Origin of the sequence: Mesorhizobium sp. C268A (assembly GCF_040324475.1) — a bacterium.
GTDB lineage: Bacteria > Pseudomonadota > Alphaproteobacteria > Rhizobiales > Rhizobiaceae > Mesorhizobium.
In genome coordinates this window covers 401280-416599 of record NZ_JAMYVX010000003.1, presented here as the reverse complement: position 1 = coordinate 416599, position 15320 = coordinate 401280, and the positions used below count along the sequence as shown (strand labels likewise).

The following is a 15320-nucleotide window of genomic DNA, read 5'->3' as shown; positions in this document are numbered from 1 at the left end:
AGCGGTTTTTGTCGCGCATGTTGACGTTAAATTCACATAAAGATATGGGTGTTTTGTCGGGGCAAGGTACTTTTGCCATTTATCCGCCTTGCTCTATCGGGGTTGTCGCCATGTGTTTCGCCCTTGCATCAGACTGCAGGATCGCCCTGTAGCAATCGCCAATTGCTGAAAGAGGCGGTGTTCATGCCCAGCCTGCTCGGAATCGATAACGGCCTCACGGTCACCAAGGCGGTCATCTTCGATGCCGACGGCACGCAATTGTCCGTGGCGCGTCGCCGGGTGCCGCAATCGATGCCCCACGCGCGCTGGGTGGAGCGCGACATGTCAGGCCTGTGGCAAGCAACAGCCGACGCCATCAAGGAGGCGATCGCGCTCGCCGGCAGGCCGGCGGAAGACATCAAGGCGGTGGCGGCGACCGCGCATGGCGATGGTCTCTATCTGCTCGATCATGATCGTCAGCCTTTGGGACCAGGCATCCTGTCGCTCGACAGCCGCGCCGGCGACATTGTCGACAGGTGGTCCGCCGGTTCCGTTTTCACCGATGCGCTGGCGACGACAGGCCAGACGCCGCATGTTTCGGCGCCGTCGGCGCTGCTGGCATGGCTCAAGCAGAACGATCCTGATCGCTATGGCCGCATCGGCCATGTGCTGGCCTGCAAGGACTGGCTGCGCTTTTGCCTGAGCGGCACGATCGGCACCGACCGCACGGAGGCAAGCACCTCATTCACGGATTTCCGCACGCAAGCCTATGCGCCTGAAGCGCTGCGCATCTTCGGGTTGGAGGATCTGTTCGACGCGCTGCCGCCGGTGGCGCATTCCGCTGAAATCGCCGGTCAAGTCACCGCCGATGCCGCCGAAAGGACCGGCCTTCGCAAGGGAACACCGGTCGCCTGCGGCCTGCACGACGTGGCCGCCTCGGCGCTTGGCATGGGCTGCCATGAGGAGGGCGTGCTCGCCATCGTCGCCGGCACCTATTCCATCAATGAAGTCGTCTCTTCGCAACCGCGCGTCGACCGACGTTGGTTCTGCCGTAACGCCATCGATGCGGGCCGTTGGAACAACATGTCGATCTCGCCGGCCTCGACAGCGAACTACGACTGGTTTCTCGACACCTTCTGTCGCTTGGAGCAAGACAGAACAAACGCGGATCGCGGCTCCCTCCACGAATTGCTGGCGGGAGAGATCGATGCGGCGTTGAAGAAGCCTTCGACCATCCTGTTTCATCCCTATCTGTTCGGCTCTCCCTATGGCGATTTGGCCAGCGGCAGCTTTGTCGGCCTGCATGGCTGGCACAATCGCGGCGACATGCTGAAGGCGGTTCTGGAAGGCATCGCCTTCAATCACCGCACCCATGTCGAGGCCTTGCGCGACGGCTTTGCCGTCAGCGAGATCCGCCTGACCGGGGGCGGCTCGCGTAATCCTGCTTTCGTCCAGATGTTTGCCGACGTGCTGAACGCCCCGGTCACCGTCACCTCGACGGATGAGACCGCGGCCCTCGGTGCCGCGCTTTGCGCAGGTGCTGCGGTCGGCTTGTTCAAGACGCCGCAAGAGGGCGCCAGGCAGGTCGGGATGACGGAGCGGACGTATCAACCCGTGCCCGCCTCCAGTGCTGTGTTCAATGAGCGGTTTTCGCTCTACTGCCGCATAGCCGAGCAACTGAAGTCGCATTGGCCTGATATCGAAAGGCTGGCGGGGGTAAACGCATGATCAAGGCCGACGAACGACGAGAAGAGATCGCCGATTATGTGATCAAGCTCGGCCAGGTGCGCATCGATGATCTGGTCGAGCATTTCGGCGTGTCGCGCATGACCATCCACCGGCATATCGACCGGCTGGCGCAGCAGGGCGTGCTGCGCAAGCTGCACGGTGCGGTGACGGTCCAGCCTTCCGGCCTCTACGAGAGCGCTTTCCGCTACCGGGTGACCGTCAATCGAGCCGAGAAGGATGCACTGGCGCGGGCGGCACTGGATTATATCGAGGCCGGCCAGGTGGTGATGCTGGACGATTCATCGACGGCAAACGCGGTCGCGACGCTGCTGCTCGACGTCAAGCCGCTGACCGTCGTTTCCAACAGCGTCTCGACGGCGGGCCAATTGATCAATGTGGACGATATCGATTTCATCTGCCTCGGCGGCCAGTATCATCCCACTTACAATGCCTATATCGGCATTGTCTGCGAGAACGCCGTGGCGCAGTTGCGCGCCAATGTGCTGATCTGTTCGGCTTCGGCCGTCACCGGAACCACTGCTTTCATCCAGGATCCGAATGTCGTGCGGGTCAAGCAGGCGATGATGACCGCCTCCGTGAAGCGCATCCTTTTGGTGGACCACGCAAAATTCGACCGGATCGCGCTGCATGTCTTCGACGATTTGACCAGTTTCGACGCCGTGCTGGTGACCGAGGGCCTCGGCGATGCGCAGGCGCAGAGCCTCGAGCGGGCCGGGGTGAAACTGCGCATCGTCAAGACGAAAGCGCCATGAGCCGAACAGACGGAGCAGGGGCGGACAATCCCGCCGGGCGTCTCGCCGCGATAGCCGGGACCGGCGAGGTCGACGTCGTCATTCTTGGCGCCGGCATCAACGGGGCAGGGCTGTTTCGCGATCTGTGCGCGCAAGGTGTCAGCTGCCTGATCGTCGACAAGGCGGACTTCGGCTCGGGCACCAGTGCCGCGCCGTCGAGGCTCATCCACGGCGGCCTGAAATATCTCGAGACGGGCGAGTTCGGGCTGGTGGCGCAGTCGACGCTCGAACGCAATCTGCTTCTTCAAAACGCGCCGCACTATGTCAGCCCGCTGCCGACCGTCATCCCGATCTTCTCGTGGAGCAAGGGCATGCTCGCGGCGTTGCGAACGCTGTTCGGCTCGACCAGCGCGCCGCGCAGCCGCGGCGCCATGCTGATCAAGATCGGCTTGATGATCTACGATTTCTACGGTTCACGAAACCAGGTCATGCCGCGCCACCGCATGGTCGGGCGGCGGCAGGCGCTTGTTGAGATGCCGGCGCTCAATCCGGCGATCGTCGCCACCGGCACCTACTACGACGCCAAGATAAGTCACCCGGAAAGGCTGGTGCTGGAACTGATCCTCGACGGCTTGCAGGCTCACGCGGCGTCTGCCGGTGCCAACTACACGACACTGGCGGCTTCAGCCAATGGCGTGCTCACCTTCCAGCCGGAAAACGGCGCGGCCTTTTCGGTGCGACCAAGGCTGGTGATCAACGCCGCCGGTCCATGGATCGATGACGTCAACGCGCTGCTTGGTGCTCCATCGAAGATGATCGGCGGCACCAAGGGCTCGCATATCCTGTTAAGGCATGACGAACTGGTCAAAAGCCTCGCCGGGCGCATGCTCTATTTCGAGGCCGATGACGGCCGCATCTGCCTGGTCTACGACTATCTCGGCCTGGCGCTGGTCGGCTCGACCGACATCAAGGCCGACAATCCGGACGCGGTCCGCTGCGAACCCGAAGAAGTCGACTATCTGCTCGACAGCGTGCGAACGCTGCTGCCGGGCATGGCGTTCGAGCGCGACCAGATCGTCTACGCCTATAGCGGCATCCGGCCGCTGCCGACGTCTGAAGCAGCGACGCCCGGACTGATCAGCCGCGATCATTCGGCGCCCGTTGCCGAGCCGGACGGCAACAGGCCCTTTGCAGTCATTTCGCTGGTCGGCGGCAAATGGACGACGTTCCGCGGCTTTGCCGAGGAAGTCACTGATACCGTACTCATGCGCTTGCAGCGCAGCCGCAAGATGTCGACTCAGTCGATGCCGATCGGCGGTGGGCGGGATTTTCCGGCCAATGCCGCCGCGCGCGCGAACTGGCTGGCTGAGGCACAGCAGGCAACGGGCGCCGGGGAAGGGCGCCTTGATCAATTGCTGTCGCGCTACGGGACCAGAGCCGTTGAGATCGCCAGGCACGGGTCGGATGATGAGGGTCGTCGTCTGCCGGACTCGGACGGCTACGGCAAGGCGGAAATCGACTACATCGTGCGCAACGAATTCGTCGAACATCTGGCCGATGTCGTTATGCGCCGCAGCACGTTGGCGATAGGCGGCTCGCTGACGAGCCGCGACCTGCAGGAGATTGCCGCGATCGCGGGGCGGGCGTTGGGGTGGAGCACCGAGCGCCTCACGCGGGAGGTCGAATCCGCTGTTGTCGAGCTCGAGGGCATGAACCTGATGCGGCTGGACTGATCGCTTGATCGCCGACGCCTAGCTTTTCCTGAGGCAATCCGATCGATTTGCCCTTGTTGCGCCTTGTGCATCAACCTTCCCATTTTGCACCCGGATTGGGATTTGCCGGCGCCTACGGGCTCATGCCGTCACTGGATACGGTAACACAAATTGACGTTAAATTAACACTACCGTATGGTCATATTGTATGCTTACCTTCTAATAGGCTCGCGTTGGCTGCCGAACGTCGGCTGAGGCAACCATCTGCGGAGGGATTGACAGCGGTGCAAAGGTATGAAAATTTTTGCACACAAAGATAATATTATCACCCTGGGGAGGGGATGGCTTGAATTCCGGCGGAAGCGCAAACCGCGACCATGAATCCAGCCTCGCCACGCGCGCGGCCTGGCTGCACTATGCCGGTGGTCTGACCCAGGCCCAGGTGGCCAAGCGGCTTGGCCTGACCAGCCTCAAGGCGCATAGGCTGATCACCAAGGCCAACCAGGAAGGTCTGGTTAGGGTCTTCATCGACGGCGACGTCGCCGAATGCGTCGACCTGGAACAGCGCCTGATCGCCGCCTATGGGCTCCACTATTGCGAGGTGGTTCCCGATCTCGATCAGGACGAACTGCCGCTCAAGGGGCTGGGCATTGCCGGCGCCCAGTTCCTGAAGCGCGAAATCGATCGCGGCGAAGACATGCTGATCGGCGTCGGCCATGGCCGCACGCTTGCCGCCAGCGTCGAATATCTGACGCGCGCAACTGCTGCTCACATCCGTTTCGTCTCGCTGCTTGGCGGCGTGACGCGCAAATTCGCCGCCAACCCGCACGACGTCATGCATCGCCTGGCAGAGCGGACCGGCGCGCAGGCTTTCGTCATGCCGGTGCCTTTTGTCGCCAATACCGCCGAGGACCGCGAAGTGCTGCTTGGCCAGCGCGGCATCAGCGATGTGTTCGCTCTCGCCAGCCGGTCCGACCTGATGTTCGTCGGAATAGGCACGGCCGAGCGGGAGGCGTCGCTGGTCGCCACCGGCATGATCGAGCCTTCCGAAATCGACGAGGTCAAGCGTGACGGCGGCGTTGGTGAATTGCTGGCGCATTTCTTCGACGACAAGGGGCGTCCGGTCGAAACGGCGCTGTCGGAAAGAATACTGGCGCTTCCGCGCGATCAGTTGAAGGGCCGCAGGATCGTTGCCGTCGCCGGCGGCAAGGTGAAGGTGCGCGCCATCAAGGCAGTACTCGAAAGCCGTTATCTCAGCGGCCTGATCACCGACGAATGCACGGCCCGCGCGCTGGTCGAGCTCGACGATGCAGCCGGGACCGCGAAGCGCCGCGTGAACGGAGGAACTTCGAATGCGTGACAACGGAAAATCGCTGGTGGTTGCATCATGAGCGCGAAGGCTGCCACCGCCCGGCAAGCTTCGCCCAACCTGCGCCGGGTCCTTGCCAGCGCCGCGGCTCTGGTTCTGCTCGGCGCCATGGCGCTCGACACCAAGGTGATCAAGATCGGCTCTGCCGGCGATGTTCGCAACGCCGTGTTTTCGGCCGCCGACTACGGCAAATCTGAATTCCCCAAGGTGCAAGCCGATGTCGAAGCGCGTGCCGCCGACGCCGCTACGGTGGCGACGGCGATCGCCAAGGACAGGGCGACGGCCGAAAAGGAATATGGCGTGCCGGCGGGAGTCGGACCGGTCATCTCGGTCAAGTTCACCGGCGTCGTCGGCGAGGGAAAATCGGGCATCTACAAGGTCGCCGTCGACGGTTTGCCGGACACGTTGACCGTCCGCGTACAGACTGGGCCGGCGATCAACGGAACCGAGCTTCGCGACGCCACCGGCAAGATCACCTTTGGTCAGTTCACCAACCAGATCGAGTATCAGGACGCCGGCTCGGCGCTGAACAACGAGATGAAGAAGGAGGTGCTGGCGAAAGTCGATACCAGTGCCTTGACCGGCAAGACAATAGCGGTGGTCGGCGTCTTCAAGCTGGTCAATCCGAAGAGCTGGCTGGTCACACCGGTGAGGCTGGACGTCAAATGACAATGGCTGCCGGCACAGAACCCGCGACTGGCGATGCCGTGCTTTCGGCGCGCAATGTCGTCATGTCGTATGGCGGCGTCCACGCGCTCAAGGGCGTCAACTTCGACATCCATCGCGGCAAGGTCACCACCCTGTTCGGAGAGAATGGCGCCGGCAAATCGACGCTGATGAAGATCCTGTCCGGCGTGGTGACGCCGACATCCGGCGACATCGTGCTCGATGGCAATCTTGTCAGCTTTGCCTCGTCTTCGGACGCGCGCGATCGCGGCATTTCGATCATCCACCAGGAGCTCAGCCTGGCGCCGACCCTCAGCGTTCGCGACAACATCTTCATGGGCCGCGAACTGCGCACCAGAACCGGCCTCGACTTCGCCGAGGAGGCGCGCCAGGCGCGGGCGCTGATGGCCGACCTCGAAGAAGACATCGATCCGATGACCCTGGTCGAGGACCTGCGCCTGGGGCAGCAACAGATCGTCGAGATCGCACGCGCGCTGTCGGTCGATTCCCGCATCCTGATCATGGACGAGCCGACCTCCGCACTCAGTGCGACCGAGGTGGAGGTGCTGTTCAAGGTGATCCGCGATCTGACCAGCCGCGGTGTCTCCATCGTCTACATCTCGCATCACCTCGAAGAGGCGCTGCAGATCACCGACTACGCCGTCGTGCTGCGTGACGGGGCGATCACGGCAACGGCCGAGGCCAAGGACATCGACCTCGAATGGATCGTCCGCAACATGGTGGGCGAGAATTTCGATCTCGGCTCGCCGCCGACCGGCCACGAGTTCGGCGCGGTGGCGCTTTCGATCGAGGATGTCAGCGTCACCGACGCTTCGGGTTCAGGCTACGTCGTCGATCATCTGTCGCTGGATGTCAAAGCGGGCGAGATCGTCTGCATCTATGGGCTGATGGGCGCGGGCCGCACGGAATTGCTGGAGGCCGTCGCCGGCCGTGTGCCCATGGCGGGCGGGCGGGCGCTGCTGGAGGGTGAGGACGTTTCGGGGCTGACCATTGCCCAGCGCATCGCCCGAGGTCTGGTTCTGGTCCCCGAGGATCGCCAGCGCGATGGCCTGGTTCAGACCATGACCGTCGGCCGCAATCTGTCGCTTGCCAGCATCGAGGCGTTCGCGAAAGGCCTGTTCCTCTCCCGGCCGAGGGAACGCGCACTGATCGACGATTCGATCCGCAAGGTGACCATCAAGACCGCGGGCGGCAACGCCATGATCGGATCGCTGTCGGGCGGCAACCAGCAGAAGGTCGTCATCGGCAAGATGCTGACGACAGATCCCAAGGTCATCCTTCTCGACGAGCCGAGCCGCGGCATCGATGTCGGCGCCAAGGCCGAAGTCTTTCGCTTGCTCAGCGAGCGCGCCGCGCAAGGCTTGGCGGTCGTCTTCTCGACTTCGGAGGTCAATGAGTGCCTCAGCATCGCCCATCGCATCGTCGTGATGCGGCGCGGCAAGATTTCAGCCGAATTCGGCGCCAACGCCACCAAAGAGCAGATCATGGCCGCCTCCGGCGAAGCCGTGGTCGCCTGACCATAGAATTTCGGAGCCCCGACCCATGAGCGATGTCAGCCAGGCCAGCAAACAGTCCAGCCCCAATGCGGGCGGCGAGGGCTTCGACGTGGCCAAGCTGCTGCTCGAAGGCCGGGCCTTCTTTGCCCTGATCGTCATCATTGTCGTCTTCTCGATCCTGTCGCCCTATTACCTCTCGGTGGCGAATTTCCTGACCATGGCCTCGCATGTCGCCATCTTCGGGATTCTCGCCGTCGGCATGCTGCTGGTCATCCTCAATGGCGGCATCGACCTGTCGGTGGGGTCGACGCTCGGGCTTGCCGGCGTCGTCGCCGGGTTTCTGATGCAGGGCGTGACGCTGACCTGGCTGGGCGTCGTTCTCTACCCGCCGGTCTGGGTGGTCGCGGTGCTGGCCTGCATGCTGGGTGCGGCCGTCGGGCTTATCAACGGCGTGCTGATCGCGCGGTTCAAGGTTCCGGCCTTCGTCGCCACGCTCGGCGTCATGTACATGGCGCGCGGCCTGGCACTGCTGATGACCAGCGGCCTGACCTACAACAATCTCGGCGGCAAGCCGGAGTTGGGCAACACCGGTTTCGATGCTCTCGGCTTCAACCGCCTGTTCGGCGTGCCGACCGGCGTGGTGGTGCTGGCGGTTATCGCGCTGATCGGCAGCATCGTCCTGAACCGCACCGCCTTTGGACGCTGGCTCTACGCCTCGGGCGGCAATGAGCGCGCCGCCGAACTCTCCGGCGTTCCGGTCAAGACCGTGCAGATTTCGGTCTATGTGCTGTCGGGCATCTGCGCCGCCATTGCCGGCCTGATCCTGTCCTCGCAGCTGACCTCGGCCGGGCCGACCGCCGGCACCACCTACGAACTGACGGCCATCGCCGCCGTGGTCATCGGCGGCGCCGCACTCACCGGCGGGCGCGGCAACATTCGCGGCACCTTGCTCGGAGCCTTCGTCATCGGCTTCCTATCCGATGGTCTGGTGATCATCGGCATCTCATCCTACTGGCAGACAGTGTTCACAGGCGCCGTCATCGTGCTCGCCGTGCTCCTCAATGCCGTTCAGTATCGCCGCCGTAGCAAGCTTCCAGCTTCGACGGGCGGCCAACCGACTTCTCAGAAACGGGGGAAGGCCGAACCGGCCAATCCTGCCCAAGGGAAGACTGCCAGCTGACTGGCAGCAAGACCGCGTAAAATCATTGGAGGAATGTACATGAAAATCGTGCTTAGAAGTTTGCTTGCCGCCGCGATGGTGGTCGGGTTTAGCGCAGCCGCATCGGCCGCAGGCCTGATCTCGATCATCGTCAACGATCCGGCCAACCCCTACTGGCTGACCGAAGGCAACGTCGCCAAGGCCGAAGCCGAAAAGCTTGGCTATACAGCCAACGTCGCCGCCCACAAGGGCGACACCAATACCGAAAGCAATCTGATCGACACCGCCATCACCAACAAGTCGGTGGCGATCATCCTCGACCCGGCCAATGCCGATGGTTCGGTCGGCGCGGTGAAGAAGGCGATTGCCGCCAACATCCCGGTTTTCCTCGTCAATGCCGAGATCAACCAGGAAGGCCTTGCCAAGGGGCAGCTCGTCTCCAACAACGCGCAAGGGGCAGCCCTCGGTGCCCAGCAGTGGGTGCAGGCGGTCGGTGAAAAGGGCAAGTATGTCGAACTGCTCGGCGCCCCGTCGGACAACAACGCCGCCACGCGCTCGAACGGCTACGCGACCGTGCTGAGCCAGTATCCGGATCTCGAAAAGGCCGCTTCGCAGGTCGCCAACTGGGATCGTACCCAGGGACACGACAAGATGCAGAGCATGCTGCAAGCCAATCCCGACATCATCGCCGTGATTAGCGGCAACGATGAAATGGCGCTTGGAGCGGTTGCGGCGCTGAAGGAAGCTGGCAAGCTCGCCGGCATCAAGGTCGGCGGCTTTGACGGTTCCCCGGATGCGGTTGCGGCCATCAAGTCCGGCGAACTGCAGTACACCGTGCTTCAGCCGGTGGCCATCTTCTCGGCCAAGGCTGTGCAGCAGGCCGACTCGTTCATCAAGTCGGGCGCTACCGGCGCCACCAGCGAGAAGCAGCTGTTCGATTGCCTGCTCATCACCAAGGACAATGTGGACAAGTACACCGCACCCTTCGTGCTGTCGGAATAAAACGTGCTCAGGGGGTGTCCTTTGCGGACACTCCCTGGCTCTTCCACGGCTCCAGACAATAAAGACTGCTCCTTGTGAATTGCCTTCATAACCATCCGGAACGTGCGGCATGAAAGACCTGCTGATCGGGATCGACGCGGGAACGTCCGTGATCAAATCGGTCGCTTTCGATCTCTCGGGGCGGCAGCTTGCCATGGCGTCGGTGACCAACAGCTTCGTCACGCTGGAAGGCGGCGGCGCCGAGCAGGACCTTGATCAGACCTGGCGCGACATGGTGCTGACCGTTCTCGATCTGGCGACGAAAATTCCAGACCTCGCGCGGCGAACCGCGGCCGTCGCGGTCACCGGGCAGGGCGACGGCAGCTGGCTGATCGATGGCGACGGCATGCCGGTCGGGCGCGCCTGGCTCTGGCTCGATGCGCGCGCCGGACATCTGGTGGACGAGATGCGCGGCGATCCCCGGGATCGCACGCGGTTCGCGATCACCGGCACCGGGCTCAACGCCTGCCAGCAGGGCGCTCAGCTCAGCTGGCTGAAGAAAAACAGCCCGGAAATCCTGGAGCGCGCCGCCAATGCCTTTCACTGCAAGGATTGGCTCTATTTCAAGATGACCGGCGAGCGCGCCACCGATCCTTCGGAGGGAACATTCACCTTCGGCGATTTCCGCTCGCGCAGCTATTCCGACGAGGTGCTCGACATTCTCGATCTGACGTCGCACCGCCGGCTGCTGCCGCCAATGCTCGAAGGCACGACCGACCATCATCCGCTTTCTGCGTCGGCAGCAAATGAGACCGGCCTGCTTGAGGGCACGCCGGTGGTGCTGGGCTATGTCGACATGGTCAGCACCGCGCTTGGCGCCGGCCTCTATGATCCAAGCGGCAATGTCGGCTGCACGGTCATCGGCTCGACCGGCATCCACACACGCCTGGCGCGCACTGCCGACGACGTCGTTCTCAACGACGATGCATCAGGCTACACGATCGCCATGCCGGTTCCTGGCGCGTATGCGCAACTGCAATCCAACATGGCGGCGACGCTCAACATCGACTGGCTGCTTGGCCTGGCGCGCGACGTGCTGACCGCCAGCGGCGCAAAACCTTCGCGCGACGAGCTGCTGAAAGCGCTCGATGTCTGGGTCGAGGGATCGGAGCCGGGATCGCTGGTCTATCAGCCCTATATCTCGCTTGCCGGCGAACGCGGACCGTTCGTTGACCCCGACGCACGCGCGGGCTTCATCGGCCTCTCGGTCAAGCACGGTTTTGGCGATCTGGCGCGCGCAGTTCTCGAAGGATTGGCCTTCGCGGCCCGCGATTGCTACCAGGCCATGGGCAGCGTGCCCGGCGAAATCCGCCTGTCTGGCGGCGCCGCGCGCAGCCCGTCGCTGCGCCGTATCGTCGCTGCGGCGACCCGCGCGCAAGTCAGGACCAGCAGCCGCCAGGAAGCCGGCGCCGCGGGTGCGGCGATGATGGCCGCGGTCAGGCTTGGCGTCTATCGCTCGATGGATGTTTGCTGCGCCGAGTGGGTGACGCCGCTGCTGGGCGAATGCGACGCCTATGACGAGGCGCTTTCGCAAACCTACGATGCGCTGTTTCCGTCCTTTGTCGCGGCGCGTCAGGCGCTGCATCCGGTGTGGAAATCGATGGCGCACCGCACAGGAGCTAAGTCTTGAGCGATACAACGGATATTGTCGATCTCTTCGTGATCGGCGGTGGCGTCAACGGCGCCGGTATAGCGCGCGATGCCGCGGGTCGCGGGCTGTCGGTCATCCTGTGCGAGAAGGACGATCTGGCGCAAGGCACCAGCTCGCGTTCCGGCAAGCTGGTGCATGGGGGCCTGCGCTATCTCGAGTACTACGAGTTCCGGCTGGTGCGCGAGGCGCTGATCGAGCGCGAGGTGCTGCTTGAGGCGGCGCCGCACATCATCTGGCCGATGCGCTTCGTGCTGCCGCACAGCCCCGAAGACAGGCCGGCATGGCTGGTCCGGCTCGGGCTGTTTCTCTACGACCATCTTGGCGGCCGCAAGCGCCTGCCGGGAACGAGGACGCTGAATTTGAGAACCGCGCCGGAAGGAGCGCCGATCAAGGATGAATTCAAACGAGGCTTCGAATATTCGGACTGCTGGGTCGATGATGCACGGCTGGTGTTGCTCAATGCGCTCGACGCCAGTCAGCGTGGCGCAAAAGTCTTCACGCGCACGGCCTGTATTGCTGCCAGGCGCGAAGGCGGCCTGTGGTCGATCGACATGCAGGATGGCCGCACGGGTGCTGTGACGAGGGCCCGCGCACGCGGGTTGGTCAACGCGGCCGGGCCATGGGTGAATGACATCGTCAGCCGCGTCGCTGGACAGAATTCCACCCGCAACGTTCGCTTGGTGAAAGGAAGCCATATCGTCGTGCCGAAATTCTGGGAGGGACGGCAGGCCTATCTCATCCAGAACAACGACAAGCGGGTGATCTTCGTCAACCCGTATGAGAACGATCTGGCGCTGATCGGCACCACCGACATTCCTTATGAAGGTCGGCCCGAAGAAGTGGCCGCCGAGGCAAGCGAGATCAATTATCTGATCAAGGTGGTCAATCGCTACTTCAAGCGGCAGCTGACCGCGCAAGACGTGGTCTACAGTTTCTCGGGCGTGCGTCCGCTCTATGACGACAATGCCGACAACCCGAGCGCGGTGACGCGCGACTACATCTTCGAACTCGACGCCCCGAACGGTGGCGCGCCGCTGCTTTCTGTGTTCGGCGGCAAGATCACCACCTTCCGCAAACTGTCCGAACATGCGCTGGAAAAGATCCAGCCCTTCTTTCCGACCATGAAGAAGGCCTGGACAGCCAAAATTCCCCTGCCGGGAGGCGACCTGCCCAACGCGGATTTCGAGCAGTTCCTGGGCGATCTGCACGCCGAGTTTTCGTGGCTTAGCCCGTCGCTGGTGAAGCACTATGCCCGCAGCTACGGCACGCGCACGCGCGCCTTGCTGAAAGGCGTAAAAGGCGAAGCCGATCTCGGCCGTCGTTTCGGCCCGGATTTCTATGAGCTCGAAGCTGTCTTCCTGTTCGAGACCGAATGGGCGATGACCGCCGCCGACGTTCTCGAACGCCGGACCAAACACGGGCTGCATATCAATGCGGCCGAGCGGAAAACATTCGAAGACTGGTGCACAAAGACAATGGCGGCGGTGAACTGATGGCCTTCACGCTTTCGCTGAACACCAACCCGCTGGTCAATCGCTTCGCCGATCCCGACGATCTGATCGACGCCATTGCCTATGGCATCGGCATCCGCGACGTGCAACTGACGCATGAATTCGTCAATCCGGGCTGGCCGGCGGCAACGATCGCCAAGTTCGTTCGCCTGTTCAACAGCGCCCTGGCGCGGACCGGCGTGCGGATCACTTCGGGTATGACCGGTCCCTATGGCCGGCTCAATCATTTCGGCCATCCGGACGCGGATGTGCGCCGCTATTATGTCGATTGGTTCAAGACCTTCGCCGACATCTCCGCCGAACTCGGCGCGTCGGGCATGGGCACGCAGTTCGCCATATTCACCTACAAGGATTTTGACGATCCGCAGCGGCGCGCGGCGCTTCTCGGCATCGCGCTCGAATGCTGGCGCGAAGTGGCCGAGCACGCCAAAGCGGCGGGCCTGACCTACCTTTTCTGGGAACCGATGTCGGTCGGCCGCGAGTTTGGCCACACGATCGAAAGCTGCGTCGAATTGCAGGGCGCCATCGATGCGGCCAAGCTGCCGATCCCGATGCAGATGATGGTCGACATCGACCATGGCGACGTGACCTCGCCCAATCCTGACGACACTGATCCCTATGCCTGGGCGAAAGCGTTCCCGTTGCAATCGCCGATCATCCACATCAAGCAATCGTCGATGAACAAGGGCGGGCACTGGCCGTTCACCGCCGCCTACAACAAGGATGGCCGCATCATCCCGCAGAAGCTGCTCGACGCCGTGCGGGCGGGTGGCGGAACCGACAATGAAATCTGCCTTGAACTTTCCTTCCGGGAGAGGGAACCGGTCGATCATCAGGTTATTGCAATGATCCGTGAGTCGGTGGATTTCTGGGCGCCTTACATCGACAGCGGCCGCGAAAGTCTCAAGCCTCGCGCTTGAGGGAAAGCGCCGGCCCGTAGGCCGGCGCGCTGGCCGGAAACATCCGAATTTCGGATCGAAGGAGAGAAGAATGGCCCCATATTGGGTCGGCACGAGCTGGAAAATGAACAAGACGCTGGCGGAGGCGCTGCAGTTCGCCGAGGCATTGGCTGCCTTCGTGCCCGGCTTCGATCCGGCGATACAGCCTTTCGTCATTCCGCCCTTCACCGCGGTGCGGCAGGTCAAGGCGGCGCTCGCCAACACCCGCGTCAAGGTTGGCGCCCAGAACATGCATTGGGCCGACGCCGGTGCCTGGACGGGCGAGATTTCGCCGGTGATGCTGAGGGATTGCGGGCTCGACCTGATCGAACTCGGCCATAGCGAACGCCGCGAGCATTTTGGTGAGACGGACAGGACCGTAGGACTGAAAACGGCGGCGGCGGTCAGGCACGGCTTTGTGCCGCTGATCTGTGTCGGCGAGACGCTGGCCGAGCGCGAGGGCGGCCGCGCTGATGAAATCCTGACCGCGCAGGTTCTGGGCGCGCTGCAGGGTCTCACAAACAATGAGTTGTCGGCGGAAATTCTGTTTGCCTATGAACCGGTGTGGGCGATCGGCGAAAACGGCATCCCGGCCAGCGCCGACTATGCCGACAAGCAGCAGGCGCTGATCAAGCAGATCGCAGCAACCCGGTTGCCGACCGCCCCGCTTGTGCTCTACGGCGGCAGCGTCAATCCCGGCAACGCGGCCGAACTGATCGGCCAGCCGCATATCGATGGGCTGTTCATCGGCCGCTCGGCATGGCAAGCGGAAGGCTATATCGACATTCTCAAAAAGGCGTCGGCCGCCATCGCGCGCTGACCACGAAAACGAAGGAGTTAATTGCCATGAAGATCGCACTCGGAGCCGACAGCGCCGGCAAGCCGCTGCTCGATGTCATCGCCAAGCATCTCGCCACCAAGCCAGAACTGCAGGTCGTCGATCTCAGCCAGGCCGGATTCTACGCCGATATTGCCGCTGCGGTCGGCCACGAAATTGTCGACGGCAATTACGACCGCGCCATCCTGTTTTGCGGCACCGGCATCGGCGTCAGCATCTCGGCCAACAAGGTGCCCGGAATCCGTGCCGCGCTAACCCACGACACCTATTCGGCGGAACGCGCTGCGAAATCCAACAATGCCCAGATCATCACCATGGGTGCGCGCGTCATCGGCCCCGAACTGGCCAAATCGATCGCCGACGCCTGGCTGGCCTCGGAGTTCGATCCGAACGGTCCCTCTGCCGCCAACGTGCAGGCTGTCGACAAGCTCGACGCGAAGCGCTGAGGATCCGCTCCCG

At 63.0% G+C, this 15320-nt stretch carries 13 protein-coding genes; all 13 read left to right on the top strand.

Annotated elements, in window-relative coordinates:
- Window positions 1-183 precede the first annotated feature (183 nt).
- The 13 genes from NKL06_RS28915 (at window position 184) to derI (ending at window position 15307) form a co-directional block, all read left to right on the top strand.
- On the top strand, window positions 184-1707 hold the full coding sequence (locus NKL06_RS28915) for an FGGY-family carbohydrate kinase (protein ID WP_023691082.1): 1524 nt from the start codon (window positions 184-186) through the stop codon (window positions 1705-1707).
- Window positions 1704-2480: a DeoR/GlpR family DNA-binding transcription regulator gene (locus NKL06_RS28910; protein WP_031193112.1), complete on the top strand. Its 777-nt coding sequence runs from the start codon at window positions 1704-1706 to the stop codon at window positions 2478-2480. Before NKL06_RS28915 ends, NKL06_RS28910 begins: the two co-directional genes overlap by 4 nt.
- A complete protein-coding gene (locus tag NKL06_RS28905; RefSeq protein WP_023691084.1) occupies window positions 2477-4192 on the top strand; it encodes a glycerol-3-phosphate dehydrogenase/oxidase in 1716 nt (571 codons plus the stop codon). The genes NKL06_RS28910 and NKL06_RS28905 overlap by 4 nt, the downstream gene beginning before the upstream one ends.
- A gap of 325 nt (window positions 4193-4517) precedes the next feature.
- On the top strand, window positions 4518-5531 hold the full coding sequence (locus NKL06_RS28900; RefSeq protein WP_023691085.1) for a sugar-binding transcriptional regulator: 1014 nt from the start codon (window positions 4518-4520) through the stop codon (window positions 5529-5531).
- 27 nt (window positions 5532-5558) lie between these two features.
- Window positions 5559-6209 (top strand): DUF2291 domain-containing protein, encoded by a 651-nt coding sequence (locus NKL06_RS28895; protein WP_023691086.1) that lies wholly within the window; start codon window positions 5559-5561, stop codon window positions 6207-6209.
- The gene (locus NKL06_RS28890; RefSeq protein WP_023691087.1) at window positions 6206-7744 is read left to right on the top strand and encodes a sugar ABC transporter ATP-binding protein; all 1539 of its coding nucleotides are present in this window, start codon (window positions 6206-6208) and stop codon (window positions 7742-7744) included. The genes NKL06_RS28895 and NKL06_RS28890 overlap by 4 nt, the downstream gene beginning before the upstream one ends.
- Before the next feature lie 25 nt (window positions 7745-7769).
- On the top strand, window positions 7770-8903 hold the full coding sequence (locus tag NKL06_RS28885) for an ABC transporter permease (protein ID WP_023688198.1): 1134 nt from the start codon (window positions 7770-7772) through the stop codon (window positions 8901-8903).
- Window positions 8904-8942: 39 nt separating this feature from the next.
- Window positions 8943-9884, top strand: a complete 942-nt coding sequence (locus tag NKL06_RS28880; RefSeq protein ID WP_081725422.1) for a D-ribose ABC transporter substrate-binding protein — start codon at window positions 8943-8945, stop codon at window positions 9882-9884.
- Window positions 9885-9993: 109 nt separating this feature from the next.
- Window positions 9994-11553, top strand: a complete 1560-nt coding sequence (locus NKL06_RS28875) for an FGGY-family carbohydrate kinase (RefSeq protein WP_023691088.1) — start codon at window positions 9994-9996, stop codon at window positions 11551-11553.
- Window positions 11550-13067: a glycerol-3-phosphate dehydrogenase gene (locus NKL06_RS28870; RefSeq protein ID WP_023691089.1), complete on the top strand. Its 1518-nt coding sequence runs from the start codon at window positions 11550-11552 to the stop codon at window positions 13065-13067. Before NKL06_RS28875 ends, NKL06_RS28870 begins: the two co-directional genes overlap by 4 nt.
- Window positions 13067-14005: a sugar phosphate isomerase/epimerase family protein gene (locus NKL06_RS28865; protein ID WP_023691090.1), complete on the top strand. Its 939-nt coding sequence runs from the start codon at window positions 13067-13069 to the stop codon at window positions 14003-14005. The genes NKL06_RS28870 and NKL06_RS28865 overlap by 1 nt, the downstream gene beginning before the upstream one ends.
- A 70-nt stretch (window positions 14006-14075) precedes the next feature.
- The gene (locus tag NKL06_RS28860; RefSeq protein ID WP_023688202.1) at window positions 14076-14843 is read left to right on the top strand and encodes a triose-phosphate isomerase; all 768 of its coding nucleotides are present in this window, start codon (window positions 14076-14078) and stop codon (window positions 14841-14843) included.
- Window positions 14844-14869: 26 nt separating this feature from the next.
- Window positions 14870-15307, top strand: coding sequence for a D-erythrulose-4-phosphate isomerase (gene derI, locus NKL06_RS28855; RefSeq protein WP_023672592.1), 438 nt, complete (start codon window positions 14870-14872; stop codon window positions 15305-15307).
- The last annotated feature ends 13 nt before the right edge of the window (window positions 15308-15320 follow it).